The following is a 21,998-nucleotide window of genomic DNA, read 5'->3' as shown; positions in this document are numbered from 1 at the left end:
ATTTTTCAAAGTGTAAATCTTAGTATGTTATAATCCTAGCTGGATTCCAAAAGAGAAAGTGCGGGGAATAGGGTACCGTCCCTGGTCAATTCCTCTGGAAAATACGTTGTAGCTCACGCCGGCTGAAGAACTTTCGCCCAGATCGGGAGTATAGCCGGTATATTTGGTTAATGTCAGCAGGTTTTCCATTGATACGTAAAGACGCAGGTGCTGAATCATTGCTTTCTGTAACCATTGTTTGGGGAATGTATAACCTATATCTATTGTTTTCAGGCGTACATAAGAACCGTCCTCCAACCATCTGTCGGTGTAGGCAAGTTTGTTGTCCGTACCGTCTGATTTGGAGAAGCGCGGCATATCGGTATCGGTATTATCCGGTCTCCAGGATTTGGCTACGTTTGTGCTCAAGTTACCGTTGAATGCTCCCGATTCAAGGCAATAACGCGGGTAGTTGTAGATTTTGTTGCCTGCCACACCGTCGATGAAGATATTGAGGTCGAAGTTGTTCCAATCACCGCCCAGTCTCAGGCCGAAAGTAAAGTTCGGAAGCGGGCTGCCAACATCGTGCTGGTCATTCGTGTCAATCTTTCCGTCGCCGTTCCAGTCTTTGTATCGTACGTCACCTGCTTGTGCACCCGGTTGGATCAATTCGCCTTTGCTGTTTTTGTAGTTTTCAACTTCTTCTATGCTGTGGAAGATGCCGTCTGTTTCAATCAAGTTGAAATAAGACATGGAATGTCCTTTTTTGAACATATTGATACCGCGTCCACCCGCTCCGTGTGCGGAGTATCCTGAAATAGACATATACTTTCCGCCGGCAGTGATTTTGGTAACCTGATTATTAGCTGTGCTCAGGTTGGCTCCGATGTAGTAGTTTGCTTTGTCACCGATAGAACTGCGCCATGTGGCGGATACTTCGAACCCTTTGTTTTGTACCTGTCCGGCATTCTGGATTGAAAGCCCGCTGATACCGGTAGAAGAAGCATAAGGAATAGGCAGTAATACATTATTTGTGTTTTTGATGTAGGCATCTGCCGTTAATGCTAATTTACCATTCAGCAAGGTTACATCCAAACCTATATTGTAAGTCTCTGTATTTTCCCATGTCAGGTTTTCCGGTGATACGGCGTTCACGAAAGGAAGTTTGCCAAACCAGATCGAGTTGCCTTGCAGGTAGTTCATGCCTTCGCTTACCACACTTAGAGTAGGATAATAGCTGTCCATCTCCTGATTACCCAGTTTACCGTAGCTTAAACGCAGTTTCACCTGGTCAAAGATGTTTTCCAACGGGCGGAAGAACTTTTCGCGGTTGATGTTCCATCCCACGGAAATGGAAGGGAAACTACCGAAACGGTGTCCGTCTTTGAAACGTGAAGAACCGTCGCGACGGATAGAAGCAGATAATAGATAGCGGTCGTCGTAAGAATACATCACACGTCCGAAGAGAGAAACCAATGCTTGCTCATACAGTGAACTGCTTGATTTCATGGTAGTCACGTTTCCGGTCATGGTGTCGATGAATTTCGGAATGTCAGAGTTACTTCCGTTCAGACTGTAACTTTTGTCTTTCTGTGCGGAATAGCCTGCCATAGCAGATACGGTGTGTTTACCGAAAGTACGGTCATAGTTCAAGGTGTTTTCAAGCACCCAGGAGTCGAAGCTTGAGAAGCTTTCTGAAAGGTCGGGAGCTTCATTGATACCGTAAGTCCCCAAGTCGTATGCGCCGGTATAATTACGGTTCTTGGTATGATTTCTTCTCACACCTAGATTCAGTTTATATTTCAAGCCGTTAATGATTTCTGCCTGGAGATAAGCATTTAGGAAGATTTGTGTGCTTTCGCTTGTTATATCATTCACTTCGGAGATAGCATAGGGGTTTGGAAGATTGATATCCGCGGATGTCCCCCATCCGGTCGTATTGGTCGGGTCGAAAACGGGAGCGACAGTCGGAAAACGCAATAGGCCGTTCATGGTATCCTGATCGGTACCGCCTTTACCTTCAGCCAGACGAAGAATCAATGATTCGCCTATGGTAACGCGGTTATTAAGGAAACTGAAATCACTTTTCAACCGGATATTGTAAGACTCGTGGCTACTGTTACGCAGAATCCCTTCTTTGTTCAGATAACCGCCTGATGCGCTGAATGATGCATTTTTCGAACCACCAGTGATACCGACATTGGCTTTGTAAACCATAGCTGTGTTCAGCATAATGTCTTGCCAGTCTGTGCCTTCTCCTGTGAATGGTACTGCATCGGATTCTGCTCCGTAGCCATCGGCAGCCAGGCCGTAGTAGCGTGCAAAACGGCTGTATTCCTCACCGTTCAGTACATTTAGCTTTTTAGGATTTTGCTGGACTCCTGTGAAGAAGTTGACATCCACTTTGGTTGGCATTTCTTTACGACCGCCTTTGGTAGTAATCAGTACTACGCCCCCTGCAGCACGTGAACCATAGATAGCAGCAGCGGCAGCATCTTTCAGCACTTCGATAGACTGAATATCGTTAGGATCAATCATGTTGATGTCACCGAATGCACCGTCCACTACGAATAAAGGGGCGTTGTTGGATAGGGAGCTGATACCACGCACGTTGATAGTGGTTCCGTCATTAGGATTACCACTGGAACTCATAACGGATACGCCTGCAATTTTTCCCTGTAAGGCGGTAGCGGCGGAAGTTGCAATATCTCCGTTCAGTTCTTTTGTCCCTACGGAACTGACAGCTCCTGAAAGGTGGCTTTTCTTCACTGTACCGTAGCCGATAACTACTACTTGATCCAGTTGCACATTGTCTTCTGTCATTGATACATTGATAGGAGAGTCGGAAGATACTTTCCTTTCAACTGTTTTCATTCCAATGGTAGAGAAAACAAGTATGTCGTTCATTTTCACCTGTATGGTGTACTGGCCGTCTATGTTGGAGATAGTACCTTTGGCGGTTCCTTTTACTTGGACAGTGATTCCGGGCATCGGCTCATTGGTCGATGCTTCGGTGACTGTGCCTGTTATGTTTATTTCTTGTGCAAACCCGGAAAGGGTAAATAGACACAAGAAAAAGAAAAAACAAAGTATTTTTTTCATGATACTATTTTAAGTTGTTAAACTCTGAAAGTGATTCCTTGGTTATCCCGCCTTTATAAGATACTTTATGAAGGACGTGATTCTAAATATGGGGATTGGTTACTTGTCCTTATCTAAACATAGACCAATCTTGACATATTTGCATTCTCCGCTAAGTTCTTTGCCGCTTTCATTTTTATATGTTACTAAATCAGGCAGACGTTTTAAGAAGATTTCCAGATTAGGAGCATATTGGGCCATTGCCGGATCGCTTTCCAGTAATGGCATGAGAAAGCCCATAGCAGCCTCGTTATTGCCCACTTCACCCAGAATTTTGAGGACATTTAATAAAAACTCTCCATCTATGTTTATAGACATCTGATTGCCTTTAAGCTCGTACTCGCATGGAATGCCGGTTTCAAAAGCCGGTTTCAATAATTCTATCAATTTTGTACCGAGTATCCTGAGGTCATCCGCTGCTGCGCGGGTGGTTCTGGATGTGGGTTGTACCAGGCCTTTTATGGTGTTTAATAGGAATTGGCCGTTAATTTCCAGATAGATACGATTTTCTTTTTCTTTATCATAATAATAGCGAACAATATTACGGCTCATATTCGAACTCCATCTGTCGGGGTTGGTTAGGTCGCTATCCCAGGCATAAGTTCCATATATGCTTCCGTTCGGCATGAATGTGATGCTTTGTAATAAATCGGCGATCATTTGTTGGATGTCCATATTGGCCATCATAGATACTATTATCAGTAATTGGTTCAGTTCATTGGGGGCATAAGCGTCTAAATTTATACTTTCCATTCCCAATCCTGCCGGTAGTTTGATATTTCCGGATTTAAGATGTAGATTTGTATCCCAATCAAACCATAAAGGTGTCATGACGACGGTACTGGCCGGATACGATGAAAGGTTCGATTTTAAAAGATAGGTACCTGCCAATTTGGAATTTGCCAATTCATAATTGACATTCATCGTCATCTTGTCATCCTCGATTTTTCCTTCATAATTCATTGTATATGTAGGTTGGTCAAGGCTACCTTTAAATATATAAGTCGATCCATTTTTATATAAAGGTATATTGGTAAAGGTAAGTTCCTTTTCTCCCGGAACCGGGCAGCTTCCCGTGTATTTAAGCCCCATGCCTTGAATTAGGTTGGCACCCGGAATCAGGCCAATCACACTTTCCAAATCGGTTTCTATGGCAGTAAATGTGACGGTAGCCGATTCATTGTTCTCATCGACAGCCATAACCACTTTCTGTCCTTCAAGTAAGTCACCGTTACATATCATCTCCAAATCAAAATCGCCCGTCATACTGTACTCACCGTTTAAATCAGGAAGTTCATCTTCGGATATCGTAGTATCAGTAATTTTCTGTTCCAGATATTCGTCATCGATACCGTTTACACAAGAAGTGAAAGCACCCGTGTAGCTCAATAGGTACGCTGCACTGATAAGATAAAATAATTTGTTTTTCATAGCATATATTTTTATGATGTTAAACTCTGGGGGCAAAGGTAGGGTGGTTTGCAGCGGGGGACAAATATAATTTTATCAAATACTAATACAATATTAACAAAAACCGTAAAAATGGATAAAAAGAGTGATATGCATTCTTTAATATAATACTAAAATGCTATAAATTAATTTATTTATTGATATGAAAATTAGATGCACGTATATATGAATACGGAAATAAAGTAAAGTTACTTTTCATTTTGAAGCGCAAATAAACTCTGAATTTAGCGGTATATTCAAGAATAAGTCCTATCATTTACAATGAATAATATTTTATTTGTTTATTGGCTAATTTTGATATTATGAATAATATAATAGCTTTTAATATTTCAAACCCCAGTGATATTGCTTTGCAGATTGCAGCAAGAGTCAAGGCTCGGAGGCTTGAATTGGACTTGACTCAAGAGGGACTCGCTACAAGAGCCGGACTAAAGTTTGCCACATATCGCAGATTTGAGCAGACGGGAGAAATTTCATTGAGAGGATTACTTCAGGTAGGGTTTGCATTAAATGCGCTCTCTGAATTTGAATCTCTTTTTGCGCAAAAACAATATCAATCATTGGATGATGTGCTGAATGAACAAGGTGTTACTCGTAAAAGAGGGAAGAAAAATGGATAGTATAAAACAGATAGAAATTATTTACAAGATAGAAAGATAAATATGAAATATACGAAAAGCCCTTTAGACAACTTTTTACAACAGCGGATAAGTGATAATGCAAAAGAACTAAAGAATACGCTCAACGGGACATTGCAAAAGGAGCAAGATTGTTTAGAGCAAATACGTATAGGTAAATCATTGTAAGAAGAATATTGCTGCTTGCGAAGAGCAAATTAAAAAAGTGTAGTTTAGCGTCTTTGCCAACTTATGAAGCTAAAAAAACTGCATTCAAAGATAATCTAATCAGATGGAATATGCTGGGACACATTCAGATGACAAGTATTGAAATGAAGGAATATTTAAAACGCTTGTCTGTTGAGGATATTGATGAATGGGAGCAACGAAATGTTATTAAATCAGCATATACGGCGATATATGAAACTTCAAAAAAGCTGGTTGATACCACTGGCAATATTATCAATAAGCTTGGTTATGTAACAAGCCCGATTAATGAATTGGGTATAAGAAGATTGCAAGCATGCTACTAAATTCTAATATTCCATACTTGTGGAATTCAACTAAAATAAGGGAAGACAATAATCTTTATAATACATCATTAAATAAATAAAAAGCGCTATCTTTGCATATTATATGATATATTGAATATGACAAAGAATACAATGGGTACTAAATTACCTCGAAAGCTGGAGCAGAAGATGCAGGTCGTGGGAGAGCAGATTAAGTTGGCTCGTTTACGCAGGAATTTGAGTGTGGCTCAGGTGGCCGAACGTGCAACCTGTTCTTCGCTGACCGTAGCTCGGATAGAGAAAGGTGCGCCGACAGTGGCAATCGGTATTTATTTGCGTGTTTTGTATGCCTTGCAACTTGACGATGATATTCTGTGGCTGGCTAAGGAAGACAAATTGGGAAAAGCGTTACAGGATTTAAGTTTGAAGACAAGGGAACGTGCATCCAAAAAGGAATAGGCGATGAAGAAATTATATGTATATGCTGATTTTGACTGGCTGAAAGAGGTTAAACTCATTGGCGAGTTGGGATATGAATCACTTCGAGGCTCGGACAGTTATTGTTTTACATTTAGCGATGAATGGTTGAAAAAACACGGTGATTTGTTTTTGAGTGATGATTTGAACAATTATCCGAGTCAACAATATACGCAGCCGGGGAAAGATATATTCGGATGTTTCTCCGATGCCTTGCCCGACCGTTGGGGACGAACGCTGTTGTTGCGACGTGAGCAGCTTACAGCAATGGAAGAAAAACGACCTGTGCGACGATTGTCTTCATTCGATTTCCTGACCGGTATTGACGACTTCTCTCGAATGGGAGCTTTTCGTTTTAAGGAAGACCCCAAAGGGGAGTTTATAAATGTGAGTGAGTCGTTGAAAATCCCACCTCTGACGGATATCAGAGAGTTGATAGCAGCCAGTGCAGAAATTGAGAAAAGCGAAGAGGGGAATGTTCTTCCAGACAGGAAATGGATTACTCAACTTGTACAGCCGGGTTCTTCATTGGGTGGTGCAAGACCCAAAGCCAATGTGGTAGACACGGATAAAACACTATATATAGCTAAGTTCCCTTCACGTAAAGATGATTACGATGCAGGACTGTGGGAACATTTCAGCCATCTTCTTGCGATAAAAGCCGGCATAAATGCCGCGAAAACAAAAGTACTGGCAACAGGTGAGAAATATCACACCTTGCTTTCGCAACGCTTTGACAGAACCCAAGAAGGGAAACGGATTCACTTTGCTTCTGCAATGACTTTGCTGGGACTTAATGATGGTGACAATGCTACGACAGGACACGGTTATCTGGATATAGTAGATTTCATAATCCAGAACTGTGCGAATGTGGAAGATAATCTGCAGGAACTCTATCGTCGCGTGGCTTTCAACATTTGTATTGGTAATAGCGATGACCATTTCCGCAATCATGGTTTTCTTTTGACTGCAAAAGGTTGGATATTGTCTCCTGCATACGATATGAATCCCACTCTGAACGAGTATCAAAGCCTGCTTGTCTCATCAACTTCCAACAAAGCGGATTTAAGTATTCTACTTGATGCTTGTGAGTATTATATACTCAATCGAAAAACAGCAGAAAAGATTATTTCAGAGGTGGTTGAAACTGTGAAAGGGTGGCGAGAATTAGCTGTACGGTTAGGTATTTCCAAGAGAGAAATGGACATGTTTGCCGGAGTATTGGATGGACGGTGTAAGTTGGAATAACTATTTTTGTGGGTCAAATTTCCAAATGGGATGAGGTACGAGTTTGGTTTATATATAATTGAGCAATAAAATACCAACGGTGACTTTGTATTATGTAGCAGGGGCATAATGTTTATGCTGCATAATTTTTGAAAGGTAAAATTCAACCGGAGAACAGATGAGAATAGCATGTAAAGAAAGTATTTGTTTGATAGGGGTTCGCATTGATTATATAGCTATATAAAACAAAATGTTTGGAGTAAGGAGATTGTCCAATACCCTATAGATTTTCTCCGGATGTTTCTTGTGCTGTGATTCGCCGGTAATATAACGGAGATTGTTTATACCGTGCGACATGGCTTTGGCTTTTGCAATCATTCTTCTTCAGTTTTCTGTCAGTAGATTTTCCATACTTGCAATCCGATTGCACAAGAAGTGAAAGCACCCGTGTAGCTCAATAGGTACGCGCACTAATAAGATAAAATAATTTGTTTTTCATAGCATATATTTTTATGATGTTAAACTCTGGGGGCAAAGGTAGGGTGGTTTCCGATGGAATTGCATTCTAATTTATTTGGAATGTTTGATTCGCTTGAAAAAGTGTAGAACAACGCTTATGTATTTTGATATTTGTGGTTCTGAACCTTATTGTACTATACCTTATCTGATATAATAATGCTGATAGTGCAATAAATTATACCCTTTATGGTATAATGCTAAACATTTGTATTAACTTTGCCCCCGAAAAGGTATAAAGTTGAATGCTTATGAATAATCTTTCTACTACGGTCAAGATGCTGCGAAAGCAGTATAATTTGACGCAAGAAGAACTTTCGTTGAAGTCGGGGGTAGGATTGCGCTTTGTGCGAGACCTTGAACAAGGAAAGGAAACGTTGCGCCTCGATAAGGTGAATCAGCTCCTTGACTTTTTCAATTATGAAATGGTTGCCACTCAAAAAAATAATAATCGATGAGACAAGCCCATATATTTTACAAAGAATTATTGGCAGGCATTCTGACAGAAAACGATGCCGGATAAAATCAGCACTTTTATCAATAAATGCACTTTTAAATTTGCATATCTATGTACTATCTGTACTTTTAAATCGGCATTTGCTATTATCAAGACATTAGCCAACTTTCTCTATATGAAGTATCTTAATATGAAGAAAGCACTGACTGCATGGCAGAATTTGCAGCCCATTGTCGGAGAAGGATAGGGAAAGACTTAGCCGCCGTTTTACTGTGGACTTCAACTACAACAGTAACCATATTGAAGGTAACACATATGGAGGACGTATTGCATTCAGAACGCCCGATTACTCAACAATGGAGTTTGATACGGCTCTGTTTATAGCTACCGGGAAATACGGCTTTCTCACGGTAGACGTATCTCCCGGCTTAAAAAATCGTTCTTGTCCGGTAGGAGATTGGGATGTCTTGTTGTTGTCCTATCTGACTTTCTGGTTCAAAGTTACGGCAATGACAGTTATGTCGTCCGGAACGGTTTCTATTTCTTTTAAGGTTATTTGTTTTCCTTTCTGGGAGATTCCTATTTTTTTCCCTGTCAGGACGTCGTATGCTTTTACGGCTTTCATGCCTGCATTGACAGGAGGCATGACGAATGAGGAGGACGTATATCCGCCTAAAAGGTAAATATATATGGTATTATCCTTATAGGTAAAACCATATTGTCCGTCTACCGGTTGCCAGGGGCCTCCGCGCGTTCCGTAGATGGCTTCGTCCGCAGCATGCACCCACTTGCCGAATTCAATCAGACGTTTTTCCACCGGGAGCGGTATGTTACCGTGCCTGTCGGGACCTACATTGATTAAGCAGCACATATTTCTCACCATGCAATCGGAAAACAGACGTTTTATTTCTTTGAGCGGCATGATATACGTGGAATCTTCCATAATCTTCGTATATCCCCATCCCGGGGCCAGGGTGAAACATTTTTCCACCACTCCGCTACGGATGTCTCCCTTTACCGCCCCGCCGCCTTCTTCGTTCGTGTAGTCTCCTATCCATCCGCAGCGGATATTGGTTACAATATCGGGCTGGTATTTTCTTACGATACCCATCAGTCCCAAGGGTTTGCCGGTCGTTTCTTCCTTATCCTGGAAATAAGGATTAACGGGCCAGGCGTTGTCCGGGCTAAGATATTGGCCCGATTCCCAGAAGTAAGCCCCATCGGCATCCTTTCCCTGTTGGGCTAACCAACCGCCATCCCAGAACAATTGGTCTATCTTGCCGTATCCGGTCATAAGTTCCTTGATTTGGCAATACAACTCTTCTTTCATCAGTCTGGCATTCTCTTTATGGGCGGAGTCGGTCACATACCCGAACCTGTTGGGCTTGCAGTCGGTTCCCGTTACATCGTAATATCCCGGAAAACGCCAGTTGATAAGTGTTTTATAAATACCTACCTTCAATCCGGAAGCACGGCAGGCATCTACGTATTCTTTCACGAAATCGCGGTTGTGCGTTTGTCTGGAAGTGAAAGCATTCATGTATCTGCTTTCGAATAAAGCATATCCGTCATGGTGCTGTGTAGTCATATTCATGTATCTCGCTCCCATCTTTTTGGCAAGTGCCACCCATTTCTCTGCATGGAAGTCTTTCGCGTCAAAATACAGGTCTCCTGCCTGGGGATAGGCTAACTTTCGATATTCCTCCGGCTTGATTCCGTTGCTTTCCATATACCATTCGCCTTTTCCCGGCCCGGCGTATAATCCCCAATGCACGAACATTCCGAGTTTGTCGTCGAGCATCCAAGCTATTTTCTCGTCCGGTTGCATGGTGACACCCAGGTCTGTTTTTATCTCACGGCGTTGAGCTTCCGGAATGCCTGTATAAGTTTTTTCCTGGTAATCGCCTGTACGCTGTATTTCTACTTCATCGACCCAAGCGAACGTGTTGCCTTGGGAGTTACCGAAAATAAATTCGAGGTTTGCTGACGTTTGGTCTTTTGAGACGTTTAATGTCTGTTCGAAACGTGTCCATGTGGCGAGTGCGGTAGACAGGCTGATGTTGTTCCGTCCGAGTCCCGCAGTCTGCATTGTCATGTCGTCGGCGCCGCTTTCGGTACGCATCCATGCCGTCACTTTATAGGCGGAAGAGGGTTGCAACGATAGTTTGAAACTTACCGTAGTGTTGGGTGAGAGTTTCAACGCCTTTCCTTTTTGGGCTCCTGTCTCGCAGATTTCCGCTTTCCCTTTATGAAGATTCCATGTCTGCCTGTCGTCATCGAAACGGAATGCTATGTTGTGTTGTGCCATTAACGAAGGTAAAATAGATGCAAATATAAGAGCGGTAATGATTTTCTTTTTCAACATGTTTTTTCTGTGTTTATTGTATTTATGAATATTGTTATTGGATAAGATAGCCGGTTTTATAGATGTTTATATTTTGTGTAAGTATGGACAGAGAGAAAATAATTCCGGATGTTCATTGCTTTTCTTAATTCTGGCGGTTGTTGCGGCCGGATTTCTGTTTCTCGGAGAATTCCCGGTTTTATATGCAGGCTGCCTGTGTAGACAGACCGTTTGACTGTAAGTATTCATTTTCTTAGAAATTTAGTGTGAACGATTGGGTGGCTCCCGCATAAACCGGATTGTCCGAAGGACGGAGGCAGACGGTCTGTGTTCCGCCTTTCCGGTCGGAAATACGAATCGTGGCGTGGATGGGCTGGCGGGTCTGTCCCAAATCGGCGATGTGGACCACATGCTGTTCCGTCCCTGTTCCCTTCAACATCAGTGCACAGGGCTTATCTACCCGGATATGCAGGGAACCGTGGCTGAATTCTCCCGGCTGGTAGAACACTATCTGCCAGATATCTTTTTTAGGGTTTCGGACCGCTTGTATGTCGGTTGTATTGCTCAATATCTCTACGGGAATGTTTTTCCTGTATTTCTCCATATCAGAGGCATTCCGTTTACCCGGTACCACCACATAGGCATACGTCCCGTTCTGCGGTTGGAAACCGTGGTCGAGGCTGAGCGTAAATACCTCTTGCTCTATCTTGTTTTTCTGGTCTACGCTGTTGTTGATGTCATACCAACTGCCGCTTTGCCGCTGCAATCCCGTTATGATGCGTCCGCCTTGCGGAAATACATAGCCTATCCCGTCATGCCATACCCAGTCTGCCGCTTCATATGCCGTTTCTGTTGAAGGAATGTCCTTTTGCCTGCCACCGACTGAAATGGCGGCTCCCGAAGAAACGGCCAGGCATTGGTTGATTGTCGTATATACGGCTTCCGGGGAGGTGGAACGGATGTCCGAACCCAGGCAAACCACTTCATCGTCGAAGAAGAACCATGCTTTGTGCGCGCCGGTGTTGATATCCTTGTACGTATCCATATAGGCATAGGCGGATACACCGTAGAGGCTGTCGGACACGCCGCCCGCAAATGTCGAAGTGCCTAATGTCTGCCAGTCGCTTGACGCCAGCGGGATTTCCTTCAATTGGGGAGCCGTCACGCCGGGGATGCGTGTCCAGTTCCAGACTGGCGGGATGTTGTAATATTCCCCTCCCCGGGTCGTGATATTGGTGCATCCGTCTGACAGGAAATAGGTTTTCAGGTTCTCGCCGTTGCCGTATTCGCAACGTGCCGTACGTGCGGACACCAGCCGGACATCGAACGTGTAATGCGGGCGTACATGGAGGGTGTAGTCTCCGCGGAAATAGTGTGTATGTTTAGGTTTTATACCGTCACTCGCCGCTTTCCTGCCTTCCATACGGGCGACAATATCGCGGAATTCGTCTTTATTGGCATCATCCAGTTCAATCATCCGTTTGGCAAATAGGGCGGCATTCGACTTGTCCAGGATACCCGGACGGCTCACTCCGCGTCCCAAGACATCGAATGACATATACTTGCCGCGTATCGTGGCATAATAGGTTTCACGCATGAATTTGCTGAGCAGCTCCAACTTGTCTTGCGGGATGGCGAAACGGGTGCCGCGGGTGTACATGGCTACCTGTGTCACGCCTTTTAGAATCTCGTCGCCGTAACCGCCGATGTACAATTGCTGTCCGTGCTGGAAATAACTGTTGTCGTGCTGGAAACCTTCTCCAGTCGTATAGACGATGGGATTGTACACGTTCTCAAGTGCATAAACCAGGTCTTTGTCATTTCTCGACAAGCAGGAACGGTATATCCAGTGCAGGGCGATGTCGGTACGGTTGGCGCCGGTCCATTTCGCCGGGTCTCCCCCGTCTTTCCGTATGCGGTCCAGTATTTTCTTTTCCAGCTCTTCCGGCAACTGTCTGGCGCCGGTGCGCATCTGTATGAGCAATACTCCCAATTTTTGCGGTTCGGCTATCTGGTTGTACCACCAGTTATGACACCAGGGATTCCGTTCGTGCCAGTATGCCAGACCTTTCTCTATCTTGTCATACAGTGCCTCTTCTTTATAATGTTTATTCTTCGGATTGGTATAGGCGAAGACAAAATCTCTGATGCGGTCTACATGCACCAGCGGCGGCCAGTTGGTACGTTGGATGCTGGCGTAGTCTACATCTGTGAACGAGCCGTCTTTGTCATTGTATTTTGCCAATGCGGTGTCGATAGAGGGATTGGCTGCGAAATCCTGGCGGATTTTCTGCATCAGGGTCTCGAATTCGTTCGGATGTCGCGGCCCGGACGTTGCCGCATGCAGTTGCCCGATACTGGCGGTTTGCAGTACTGCGAGGATTAGCAATAGTAAACAGTTCCTTTTCATTAATATTAGTCTCTTTACGATTAACGGCGTAAAGGTAATAAAAAAGTGAAAATGTAATTATACTTACCGGCTTTTCTGAACGGTATTCCGGTTATTTTATGTTTTTACGGAGGATTGCCGCCTGTTTTTTGAGTTTTGGAACGGGACAGAGTGTCCGCCGTAAGGAAACACTCTGTCCTATTGAAGTGAATGTAAAATCAGGATGAAACCTTGAAGACGGTTATTTGAAAACGGCCTTCACCGGTCTGCCTATCCACACCTGGGGTTGTTCGAGATTGAATATGTAGGCTATTGTGGAAGCTACGTCATATTGCATCATGCTTATGTCGTCAAATTGGAATCCTTTCTTTATGTTCTTTCCTGAAATGATGAACGGCGTTTCCATTTCTTGCATGGTTTTCCCGCCGTGTCCTTTGCCGGTGCCTCCGTGGTCGGAAGTCAATATGAAAATCGTGTCGTCGAATATTCCCGCGTCTTTTACTGCCTGTACTATCTGCCCGATGTAAATGTCCAGTTCTTTTAGTTTTTCGTAATAGGCGGGAGTGTTGTGGCCTTCGGTATGGCCGGTGTGGTCGGGGCTGTCATAACAGATGGCAACGAGTGCCGGTTGTTTTTCTTTGATGTATGCGGATGCCATGTCTCCCAGTTCCTTAGGAGTCTTGTTGTAGTCGGCGACATGGTAATGGTAGCTCATGGAAAGCGTGTCTACCAGATATTTGATTCCCTCCCACTCATACAGGCAGCCTATTTCGGCCTGGGGACGGTTTTCACGCAATAGCTGGAAGACGGTGGGGAAAATTCCGTGTTTGTTTAACGCGCGTGAGGGCAGTTCCGGAGTCCTGGAATTCCATTCGGTGTATCCGTGGAGTTCCGGGCCGGCTCCCATAAACATTGACGCCCAGTTGATGGCGCTGGAAGAGGGGAGCGCGGAACGTTTCTTCAATGTATAAGCCCCGTTTTCCATCAGTTTCTTGACATTGGGCATGTCTGCTTTGGGAAGGCTGTATGCTCCCCAGCCGTCTAAACCGATGAGGACCACGTGTCCGGCTCTGGCTTTTCCTTTTGCATTGCAGGAAAGTGTGAAACTGAAGAGAAGGGCGAATGTAGCGAGCAATGTTAATAAAGAATGTTTGTTCATGATATGTTTATTTAAACGGTTAATATTTCTGTTCCTCTTTTTAACGGGGGAACCGTAATTTGTAATGACAAAGGTAAGATTATTTTTCGAATCTGTCCATACGTTGTATGTTGGAAATGCGGGACAAAGGTAGGGCGATTCCGGGGGAGGGACAAATACAATCTTAGCATTAACCGATACTTTTGCGTTATTTATCCTAAACTGATACTTTACCGTGTGAAATAAGGCGGGGCGGGGAAGCGTGCCTCGATTTGTCCTATATTTGCCGGAAAACAAATTATAGTACCATGAGAAAGATTTGGATGTGCGGTGGCGTGATGGCTGCTTTGTTTCTCTTGCTGGCAAGCGGATGCGGCAATCCCCGGCGTACGGTCGGGTTCGGTGGAATCTGCGCGGATGATCCGTGCGGTCGGGACGGGCTTTATAATCCTGGAAGGGGATTCCGGCTGGAGACGGCTGTGGATGTGGTGAATGAGAAGGACAATCCGGTGAAAGAGTTGGCGGAACTGTCGGATAAGTATGCTTCGGACAGCGTTTCGCTCGCCCAGAGTTATTTTTATCTTACCTGCTTGGCGGGTGAACGGCTGTCGGAAGAGAACTTCCGGACCATGCAGACGTATTTTGACGAGTTGCGGAGACAGGGGAAGAAGGCCGTGTTGCGTTTTGCCTACGAAAGGGATTTCATGGGACGGGCTGCCGCAGGGCCCACCGGGGAACGGATATTGGAGCATCTGGAACAGTTGAAGCCTTTTCTGGAAAAGAATAAGGATTTGATTCTGGTGGTGCAGGCCGGGATGATTGGGGCGTGGGGAGAATGGCATAGTTCCGTCCGCGGATTGGAAAACTCGGAAGAGATAAAGACGGCCGTATTGGAGAAGTTGCTTGAGGTGGTCCCCGAAGAGAGGAACGTGCAGGTGAGGCTTCCCGGTTTTAAGAATTTGCTGAAAGGCAAGCCGGAATTGTATAAAAGGATTTCTTTTCACGATGATTTTATCGTGATACGGCCTGACCGGTGGGACGCCGATATGCATGAAGGGACTGCCCAGTTTGAACAGATTGTGGAAGAATCGCCGTACCTGGTTGTAGACGGGGAGTTGCCTTGGGGATTCTGGAGCGTAGGCGCCGACCCGGACAGTCCTTCTACCGGATGGATTATTGACGGGTTGCAGGCGGCGAGACGCCTGTTTTTGCAGCATTATACTTCGTTGAGCGTTATCCATAATTATAAGGAGCAGCATCCCAACAACAGGTTTGACGAGAATAATCCTCCCGAATATTCCATGGTGGTCTGGAAGAAGACGATGATAACGGAAGATTCCCTGCGCCGGTATCGCATGCCTGTGTCCGACAACTATTTCCGGAAGACGGACGGGACGGAAACGGAACGCAATGTGTTTGACTATATACGCGACCATTTGGGTTACCGGATTGAATTGCAGTCGCTTCAGTTGCCTGTCAAACTGAAGAAAAGAGGGGAGAACCGGCTTGACCTGAACCTGGTAAACAGGGGATTTGCCACTGTATTCGGTGAACATTCCGTTTATTTCGTATTGATTGATAAGGAAGGGCGGGTTACGGAATTTCTTACCGGCACCAATCCTTCGGACTGGCAGCCGTTCCGGCCGGGAGATTCCGCCTGTACGCCGCTTGTGCATTCCGCAAGTTGTTCTTTGAAGTTGCCGGATTTGTTGGCTGCCGGGAAGTACGGGTTGGGGCTGTGGATACCGGACGGTTCGGACAGGTTGAGGTATGACCCGCGTTATGCCGTCCGCTGTGCGAATGGAAATGCCGTATGGAAAGTGTCCGGAGACGGGAAATACGGCATTAATGTGCTGACGGCTGTGGAAGTGGCGGAGTAGATGCCTGTCCGGGGCTTATGTATTGTAAATCAGTATGGCTGTATAGGCGATGTAACAAAGCACCATTATGCTTCCTTCGATTCGGGTGATGGTCCTTTTGGCGAAGAACAGGCCGAAAACCCAAAGCAGGATGCTCGAACCGACCAGTACGGACAAGTCGAAATTGGTGATGCCGCTGAGGCGGAGAGGAGTAATGCCGGCGCTGCATCCCAATACGAAGAAGATATTGAAGAGGTTGCTGCCGATTACATTTCCGATAGCGATTTCCGGATTTTTTTTCAAGGCGGCTACGATGGATGTTGCCAATTCCGGAAGGGAAGTTCCCCCGGCCACCAGGGTCAGTCCGATGATAGATTCGCTGACTCCCAGGCTCCGGGCAATACCCGTGGCGCCGTTGACGAATAATTGGCCTCCGTAAATCAGTGCGGCCAGGCCGCCGATGATGTAGAGGATTGATTTCCACCAGGGAAGTAGTTTTATCTCTGTCTCTTCCGTTATTTCCGTTGCGGGAGGTGTCGCCTGTTCTCCGGGGGCGGTCGGCTTGGAAGCGATGGCGAATGTGTATCCCATGAATATGGCGAAGAAACAGAGCAGCAGCAAGCCGTCTGTCCTGTTCAGGATATTTTCGGAAGCGTGGTCCAGAAAGACGTCATTGGCGCAGATGAGCAGGACGACGGAAGAGAGGATGCAAAGGGGAATCTCTTTTTTGAGGGTGTTCCGCGTGACGACGATTGGGGCGAATAAAGCCGTACAGCCCACAATCATCAGTGTGTTGAATATGTTGCTTCCTACCACATTGCCTATGGAGATGTCCGCACTGCCTTTGACGGCGGAAGATACGCTGACTGTCAGTTCCGGTGCGGAAGTTCCGAATGCGACAATCGTGAGACCTATCACAATGGAAGGGATGCGGAGACGTCCGGCTACTGAAGCCGCACCGTCCGTCAGGCCGTTGGCGCCTAAAAGGACCAGGAGTAGTCCTCCGATAAGCAGGAGTATATTCATCGTTTTTCTCTTTTTTATTTTATTTTGCAAAGATAATCAATTTGGAGGCATAATGTCAAGCATCATCCGGATGTTTGGCCGGTTTGTTCTTTAAAAAATCAGTTTTTTTGTCAAATACGGAATCTTCCCGTTTGTATTTGTACGAACGGGAAGATGGGGAAAGGGGGAGGAATGAATCCGGTGCTGTTTTTTATATGTGTTGATTATCAGTGCTTTATGGTTGCCGTATTGATGGTTAAAACCTGCCTGTTCTTGGTTTAAAAGGAAGGGGTCCTTGGTTTAAAACCAATGCCCTGTTCCTTTTAAACCAACGGGGTGTTCCTTTTAAAGGAACGGTTATGTCCTTTTTCCCCTTCTTGAAGCCCTGCTTCCCGGTTGATATTTATTTTTACATCATGCATCATGGGGTTCCGGCTGTGTGTTGTAGTGTTCTTGGCAACCGGAGGGGTGTTTTGGGAAGAACCGCGGTTTGTCACTCTTTCCTGCAGCGGACCAGTATTTTCTTCCCGTCGTTCAAAGTACTGGCAAATAGGTAGGTATCTCCGCCTTCTGCCAGCTTGAGGCGTTTCCGGAGTTCTGCTACTGTGGCTGGAAAATTGCGTACGGTGAGGTTCGCTTTCTTCAAATCCGCCAGGTTTTCTTTTATTTCTTTCTTGTTTAATCCGCAATGGCCGGTGATTTGGAATATCCTTCCCGGAAATTCCTTGATTTGCATGTCGGAGGTGTAAAGGTGGCTGTTGGGATGTAGTTTCCGGACGGGATAGTTCGCTGTAATGCTGCGGAAAGCGCCGGCTTTCAGGAGGGAGGAGTTGGGTTCGTACAGGTATTTTCCGAGCGTGTTTGTATAGTTGCATCCGCTTTGTTGCTCCTGTTCGCGTGTGAATACGAAATGCTGTTCTTCCTGTTCTTCTTTTGAGGAGAGATTTACGCAGTGAATGGGGATTTCTGCAGGTGGATTTTTTCCGAGCAACAGCAGTAGTTCTTTGCATTCGTTATTGACGGAAATAATGTGGGCTTCCAGGGTATGCGGCAATTCTTTTAATGCCGACGAAAGGTCAAGCATCGGAGAGAGCTTGAGCATTACCCGCCCGGCCTTTTCCAGTAAAAGTTCTTCGAGTCCGGCAACATCCGGCTCGCAGTCGGAAATGGCGACGGTTTTGTTTCCGTGTTCGCCGCGACGGGCAGGGTCGAGGAAGATGCAGTCTGCCGGAGACATCATGTTCAGGTAGTCTGTTCCGTCTTCATTGCGGATGCTTATGTGATTCAGGCGTAGTATCCGGAAGTTATGCCCGGCGATTTCGCATAATTCTTTCTGGCGTTCTACGTAAGTGACCGCATTGAATCTGCCGGCAAGGAAGGCACAGTCTACTCCGAAACCTCCGGTTAAATCCGCTAGGGTTTCTCCTTGCAGAAGCCTTGCCTTGTAACGGGCGGTGATTTCTGACGAACATTGTTCCAGAGACAGGTGTTTCGGATACCGTATGTCTTCTATTTCTTTCCATGACGGGATTTTTTCAGTTGCGATTTGCCGTCCTGCTATCTGGGTGATGGCAACCTGCATGTCTACGTTGGGGTATTTTCGGGCTTGCAGCGCCAGGTCGCGCACATCGTCAGACTGATGCCTGTTGATGAACTGCCGGGTTTCGGAGGATAGGGGTGTCATCGGTTGTTTTTGTTCTTGGTTTACGGTATTACTTTGTATTTTTGTCGGGCTGTTTCCCGGCTGCATAGGTTGAAATGCCACCATTCGTTGGGCAGTGGGCGGAATCCTGCCTGTTTCATGACTTTCCGCAACAGTAATCTGTTCTGCCGTTCTGTCTCGCTTATTTTTCCACTACGCACTAATTCGTTTTCTTGTGTGATGTGGGCTTCGATACCTAAATGGTCTACTTTGGTTCCCATCGGCAGCGGTTGTCCGAGAGAGTCCTGAATGCTGATATCTACAGCCAGTCCGTAGTTATGGAGCCCGCCGCCGCGGTTCGGGTTAGAGACGTATTTGTATTGGGGTGTTCCTTTCACTGCATTCCACATATTCTTCTGTATAGTCATCGGACGGGCGGCATCATAGATGAGAAGGCTGTACGACGGATGTAATCGTTTCAACGCTTTCTGTGCTTTTACAAGGGCGTGTGCGGCATCGGGATGCAGATATGCTTCCTGTAAATCGTCATACAGGACTTCTCCCGTGAAATTATCGGCCTGTGTGTACATCAGTTTCACGACAAGACTGCTGTCTAAATCTGTAACATCGACTAGTCCCAGAGAATCCATATAAAGCGCTGTCCGGCTTTTCCCCGGTAGAGAGTTCGGTACGGCGGGGTTGCTGCGGACAGGAAGGGGGGCCGTACATTCATTGTCCGTATTTACGGGATTCTTTTCCCCTTTTGTTCCGGAGGTGCAGGAAGCCCCTGCCAACAACAGGCAAAAGAGAAGTAATTTGTATTTTAAAATTATCATTGCATTTCCGATTTGGCGTGTCAAAGATACTCCTTTTTTTCCGAGTGTTGGTTGTAGGCTTTTATTTTCTTTGAATAACTGCTTTTTAAATAACTACTTTTTTCATTTGCCGGAACGGACACATGTCTTTTAGTCAGGAAAATTGGAATGGAATTAGCAGGAGGGACCGGCGGGTATTTGAGAGGGACCGGTAAATAGGCCTCTCTTTGTCCGGTATGGATTGTATTTTCCCTTTTCGGGAAAAAGATAAAAATCTTTTTCTTTCTTCTGGCTATTGGAAAATGAGATTTTATTTGTCTTTAAATACTCATTGAATACCGGAATCTTTTTGTATTTTATAAAAGTCATATCAGGATGGGGTATTATATGATTACACAATATAGATATTCGGTTAGTTGCTTGTCCAGATATATAACTGCATTTTTTCCGAAAGGGGGTGAAGTTTCATGCGGCTTTCTTAAATAACAGGCCTCTATGCCGGATGTTTGCCTGGCAGATTATGATGATTGGAGTTTGTTTAAGGTTTTGAGTATGATTCCTTCAGGTTTAAAATATAACTTTTATATATAATTTTATTATTTTTATAAGTAATGTTAAATCATATTCATCATTTGGTAGTAAAATTATACCTTTGTTCAAAATTAGAAGTTATAATGGCGTTATTTTAATTTGTAATATATCGTATGAGCCATTTGTGAAAATCGCTCCAATATTGTTTGTTTTGTTTGTGTTATCCCATTTTGAATTCCAAGTGTGGTTTCAAAATGGGATTTTTTGATGTTTCATATTCCGGTCTTTATTATCTTTGTGTTGTTTTGGTAAATTAATCGTGGGTTGTAATGAATGACTTGGTTGTGATAAGGGAGTACATGCCGGCCGACAAAGGGGCGGTGATGGATTTGATTCGGTTGAATATTCCTGAATACTTCGCTCCTGCCGAAGAGGCTGACTTGGAGGAGTACCTGGATAGCGAGAGGGAGCTTTATTATGTGTTGCTTTTCGAAGGTAAAATAGTCGGGTGCGGCGGAATTAATTTTGCTGACGGCAAGTCGGTAGGGAAAATCAGTTGGGATATTCTGCATCCGGAATATCAGGGCAGGTCACTGGGGTCACAACTGCTCAGGTACAGAATTCGGGTCTTGAAGTCAATCGGCAGTGTCCGGAAGATAACCGTCAGGACTTCGCAACTGGCTTATGGATTTTATGAAAAGCAGGGTTTTGTATTAAAGGAAGTCCGACGGGATTTTTGGGCCGAGGGATTTGATATGTACAGGATGGAGTATGAAGGTTGAGTGTATTCATGTATAAGGGGTATCCTGTATAGAGAACCGTTGATTCGGATTCTGTTATTTGGTTTCCGCATAATGATACCGGGAAGTAAAGAGGGTGTTTTTTCACAATCTTTACTTCCCGGTTTTATCGGTAATGGTAAAAGGTGACATCAGTCGTTGTCGTTGTCTAAATCAATGACATTAAACTTCAAGTCGAATGTTATTTCCCAGAAATTAGAGAGTTTCACTTCATATTCATAACGGTCTTTCTCAAGTCTGAGAATCTTGGCATCAGGATAATTCTCTTTCACGAATTTCAAGATTTGAGCCGGTACGGCCTTTTCCGGCACTCCCATCCGTTTGCATTTCATTTCTTTCCATTCGCCGTTCTTATCAAATTCCAATTTGTCGCCATTGATGAATATCACGTCATAAGAGCTGTCGAACCACTCTTTTTCCATCTTGGCAAAAGCTACTTTTATATCGGGGAAATTTTGTTTGATAAAAGTTTGCGCTTTTGCGGGTAATTGTTCAAACGTAATGGGGACGTCATTGTCTGCCATTGCTAACTGGAAACTGAACACACATGCTAATAAAAGTATAAGTTTTTTCATGACTAAATGTTTTTAAGTGAATGATTATTTAATTTTCTGATACAAGTATATGCCTTGAATCTGAAAAGAATCTGAAAAAGCACTTTAGTGTTCGGATAAAAACGTTTTTTAACAAAATTAGCGGTTCTCTTACATAATTTGGGGGAATGGTGAGAATGGGGTGGGGAAAATTTTGATATGAGAAGATTTGTTTTTGGCAGGTAGTTGGTTTTGTGTGATTTTGCTTATTCGTTGGTGGATCGCTTGCTGGTAATTTTGTGATTGGCGGTTCCTGTGTCATGTTACAAGTGGACTGTTGACATCGGATTGTAATCAAGATAAAGGAGGCGGTTTTATGATAAAATCGATAATGCTTGTGTGGGACGGGACTTTGGTGAGTTTTAACACTCACGAGGTTCCTTATTCTTCTATATAGGGCTCTGTTTGAGAGTCGGGAGTATTGTCAGTTGATAAAAAGGGATATTCAGTAAATGTCCCTAAAAAGTAAAATAGCATATGAAGATG

At 44.6% G+C, this 21,998-nt stretch carries 16 protein-coding genes; 7 read left to right on the top strand and 9 right to left on the bottom strand.

Annotation, left to right across the window (positions count from 1 at the left end):
- Nucleotides 1–27 precede the first annotated feature (27 nt).
- A complete protein-coding gene (locus tag Q5076_RS08470) occupies nucleotides 28–3,081 on the bottom strand; it encodes a TonB-dependent receptor (protein ID WP_303012415.1) in 3,054 nt (1,017 codons plus the stop codon).
- Between the two features lie 99 nt (nucleotides 3,082–3,180).
- The gene (locus tag Q5076_RS08465) at nucleotides 3,181–4,551 is read right to left on the bottom strand and encodes a DUF4925 domain-containing protein (protein WP_303012414.1); all 1,371 of its coding nucleotides are present in this window, start codon (nucleotides 4,549–4,551) and stop codon (nucleotides 3,181–3,183) included.
- Between the two features lie 341 nt (nucleotides 4,552–4,892).
- Here Q5076_RS08465 and Q5076_RS08460 point away from each other — a divergent pair, with 341 nt between their 5' ends.
- The 5 genes from Q5076_RS08460 (at nucleotide 4,893) to Q5076_RS08440 (ending at nucleotide 8,397) form a co-directional block, all read left to right on the top strand.
- Nucleotides 4,893–5,210 carry a helix-turn-helix domain-containing protein gene (locus Q5076_RS08460; protein WP_303012412.1) on the top strand — a complete coding sequence of 106 codons (318 nt, stop codon included), beginning with the start codon at nucleotides 4,893–4,895 and terminating at the stop codon, nucleotides 5,208–5,210.
- 296 nt (nucleotides 5,211–5,506) lie between these two features.
- Entirely contained in the window at nucleotides 5,507–5,740 is a 234-nt protein-coding gene (locus tag Q5076_RS08455) for a hypothetical protein (protein ID WP_303012410.1), read from the top strand.
- Nucleotides 5,741–5,857: 117 nt separating this feature from the next.
- A complete protein-coding gene (locus Q5076_RS08450; RefSeq protein WP_303012408.1) occupies nucleotides 5,858–6,178 on the top strand; it encodes a helix-turn-helix domain-containing protein in 321 nt (106 codons plus the stop codon).
- A gap of 3 nt (nucleotides 6,179–6,181) precedes the next feature.
- Nucleotides 6,182–7,444, top strand: a complete 1,263-nt coding sequence (locus Q5076_RS08445; protein ID WP_303012407.1) for a type II toxin-antitoxin system HipA family toxin — start codon at nucleotides 6,182–6,184, stop codon at nucleotides 7,442–7,444.
- Nucleotides 7,445–8,190: 746 nt separating this feature from the next.
- Nucleotides 8,191–8,397, top strand: a complete 207-nt coding sequence (locus Q5076_RS08440; protein ID WP_303012473.1) for a helix-turn-helix transcriptional regulator — start codon at nucleotides 8,191–8,193, stop codon at nucleotides 8,395–8,397.
- A 477-nt stretch (nucleotides 8,398–8,874) separates the two neighbouring features.
- Here Q5076_RS08440 and Q5076_RS08435 read toward each other — a convergent pair whose 3' ends face one another.
- The 3 genes from Q5076_RS08435 to Q5076_RS08425 form a co-directional block, all read right to left on the bottom strand.
- Complete coding sequence (locus tag Q5076_RS08435; RefSeq protein ID WP_303012404.1) at nucleotides 8,875–10,761, bottom strand: alpha-L-fucosidase; 1,887 nt, start codon at nucleotides 10,759–10,761, stop codon at nucleotides 8,875–8,877.
- Between the two features lie 232 nt (nucleotides 10,762–10,993).
- Complete coding sequence (locus Q5076_RS08430) at nucleotides 10,994–13,150, bottom strand: polysaccharide lyase 8 family protein (protein ID WP_303012402.1); 2,157 nt, start codon at nucleotides 13,148–13,150, stop codon at nucleotides 10,994–10,996.
- 220 nt (nucleotides 13,151–13,370) lie between these two features.
- Entirely contained in the window at nucleotides 13,371–14,288 is a 918-nt protein-coding gene (locus Q5076_RS08425; protein ID WP_303012401.1) for an alkaline phosphatase, read from the bottom strand.
- A 287-nt stretch (nucleotides 14,289–14,575) separates the two neighbouring features.
- Here Q5076_RS08425 and Q5076_RS08420 point away from each other — a divergent pair, with 287 nt between their 5' ends.
- Complete coding sequence (locus tag Q5076_RS08420; RefSeq protein WP_303012400.1) at nucleotides 14,576–16,147, top strand: DUF4874 domain-containing protein; 1,572 nt, start codon at nucleotides 14,576–14,578, stop codon at nucleotides 16,145–16,147.
- A gap of 15 nt (nucleotides 16,148–16,162) precedes the next feature.
- Here the strand turns inward: Q5076_RS08420 and Q5076_RS08415 are convergent, their stop codons facing one another.
- The 3 genes from Q5076_RS08415 to Q5076_RS08405 form a co-directional block, all read right to left on the bottom strand.
- Nucleotides 16,163–17,152 carry a calcium/sodium antiporter gene (locus tag Q5076_RS08415; protein WP_303012397.1) on the bottom strand — a complete coding sequence of 330 codons (990 nt, stop codon included), beginning with the start codon at nucleotides 17,150–17,152 and terminating at the stop codon, nucleotides 16,163–16,165.
- Nucleotides 17,153–17,624: 472 nt separating this feature from the next.
- Nucleotides 17,625–18,815, bottom strand: a complete 1,191-nt coding sequence (locus Q5076_RS08410; RefSeq protein WP_303012395.1) for an SAM-dependent methyltransferase — start codon at nucleotides 18,813–18,815, stop codon at nucleotides 17,625–17,627.
- Between the two features lie 20 nt (nucleotides 18,816–18,835).
- Nucleotides 18,836–19,609 (bottom strand): M15 family metallopeptidase, encoded by a 774-nt coding sequence (locus Q5076_RS08405; RefSeq protein ID WP_303012394.1) that lies wholly within the window; start codon nucleotides 19,607–19,609, stop codon nucleotides 18,836–18,838.
- A gap of 839 nt (nucleotides 19,610–20,448) precedes the next feature.
- On the opposite strand from Q5076_RS08405, the gene Q5076_RS08400 reads away from it, so the two are divergent.
- Entirely contained in the window at nucleotides 20,449–20,901 is a 453-nt protein-coding gene (locus Q5076_RS08400) for a GNAT family N-acetyltransferase (RefSeq protein WP_303012392.1), read from the top strand.
- A 149-nt stretch (nucleotides 20,902–21,050) separates the two neighbouring features.
- Here the strand turns inward: Q5076_RS08400 and Q5076_RS08395 are convergent, their stop codons facing one another.
- Entirely contained in the window at nucleotides 21,051–21,494 is a 444-nt protein-coding gene (locus tag Q5076_RS08395; RefSeq protein ID WP_303012390.1) for a PepSY-like domain-containing protein, read from the bottom strand.
- Nucleotides 21,495–21,998 lie beyond the last annotated feature (504 nt).

Source organism: uncultured Bacteroides sp., from assembly GCF_958445495.1.
Classification (GTDB): domain Bacteria; phylum Bacteroidota; class Bacteroidia; order Bacteroidales; family Bacteroidaceae; genus Bacteroides.
Note: the sequence above shows the minus strand (reverse complement) of the source record. Positions and strands in the feature narration are given on the sequence as shown.

Excerpts from the sequence above, each read along its gene's own strand:
- Q5076_RS08440 (WP_303012473.1), top strand. The coding sequence starts at position 8,191 with ATGAATAATCTTTCTACTACGGTCAAGATGCTGCGAAAGCAGTATAAT.
- Q5076_RS08410 (WP_303012395.1), bottom strand. The coding sequence starts at position 18,815 with ATGACACCCCTATCCTCCGAAACCCGGCAGTTCATCAACAGGCATCAG.
- Q5076_RS08400 (WP_303012392.1), top strand. The coding sequence starts at position 20,449 with ATGAATGACTTGGTTGTGATAAGGGAGTACATGCCGGCCGACAAAGGG.
- Q5076_RS08450 (WP_303012408.1), top strand. The coding sequence starts at position 5,858 with ATGACAAAGAATACAATGGGTACTAAATTACCTCGAAAGCTGGAGCAG.
- Q5076_RS08470 (WP_303012415.1), bottom strand. The coding sequence starts at position 3,081 with ATGAAAAAAATACTTTGTTTTTTCTTTTTCTTGTGTCTATTTACCCTT.
- Q5076_RS08465 (WP_303012414.1), bottom strand. The coding sequence starts at position 4,551 with ATGAAAAACAAATTATTTTATCTTATCAGTGCAGCGTACCTATTGAGC.
- Q5076_RS08415 (WP_303012397.1), bottom strand. The coding sequence starts at position 17,152 with ATGAATATACTCCTGCTTATCGGAGGACTACTCCTGGTCCTTTTAGGC.
- Q5076_RS08435 (WP_303012404.1), bottom strand. The coding sequence starts at position 10,761 with ATGTTGAAAAAGAAAATCATTACCGCTCTTATATTTGCATCTATTTTA.
- Q5076_RS08460 (WP_303012412.1), top strand. The coding sequence starts at position 4,893 with ATGAATAATATAATAGCTTTTAATATTTCAAACCCCAGTGATATTGCT.
- Q5076_RS08405 (WP_303012394.1), bottom strand. The coding sequence starts at position 19,609 with ATGATAATTTTAAAATACAAATTACTTCTCTTTTGCCTGTTGTTGGCA.
- Q5076_RS08395 (WP_303012390.1), bottom strand. The coding sequence starts at position 21,494 with ATGAAAAAACTTATACTTTTATTAGCATGTGTGTTCAGTTTCCAGTTA.
- Q5076_RS08445 (WP_303012407.1), top strand. The coding sequence starts at position 6,182 with ATGAAGAAATTATATGTATATGCTGATTTTGACTGGCTGAAAGAGGTT.
- Q5076_RS08420 (WP_303012400.1), top strand. The coding sequence starts at position 14,576 with ATGAGAAAGATTTGGATGTGCGGTGGCGTGATGGCTGCTTTGTTTCTC.
- Q5076_RS08455 (WP_303012410.1), top strand. The coding sequence starts at position 5,507 with ATGCTGGGACACATTCAGATGACAAGTATTGAAATGAAGGAATATTTA.
- Q5076_RS08425 (WP_303012401.1), bottom strand. The coding sequence starts at position 14,288 with ATGAACAAACATTCTTTATTAACATTGCTCGCTACATTCGCCCTTCTC.
- Q5076_RS08430 (WP_303012402.1), bottom strand. The coding sequence starts at position 13,150 with ATGAAAAGGAACTGTTTACTATTGCTAATCCTCGCAGTACTGCAAACC.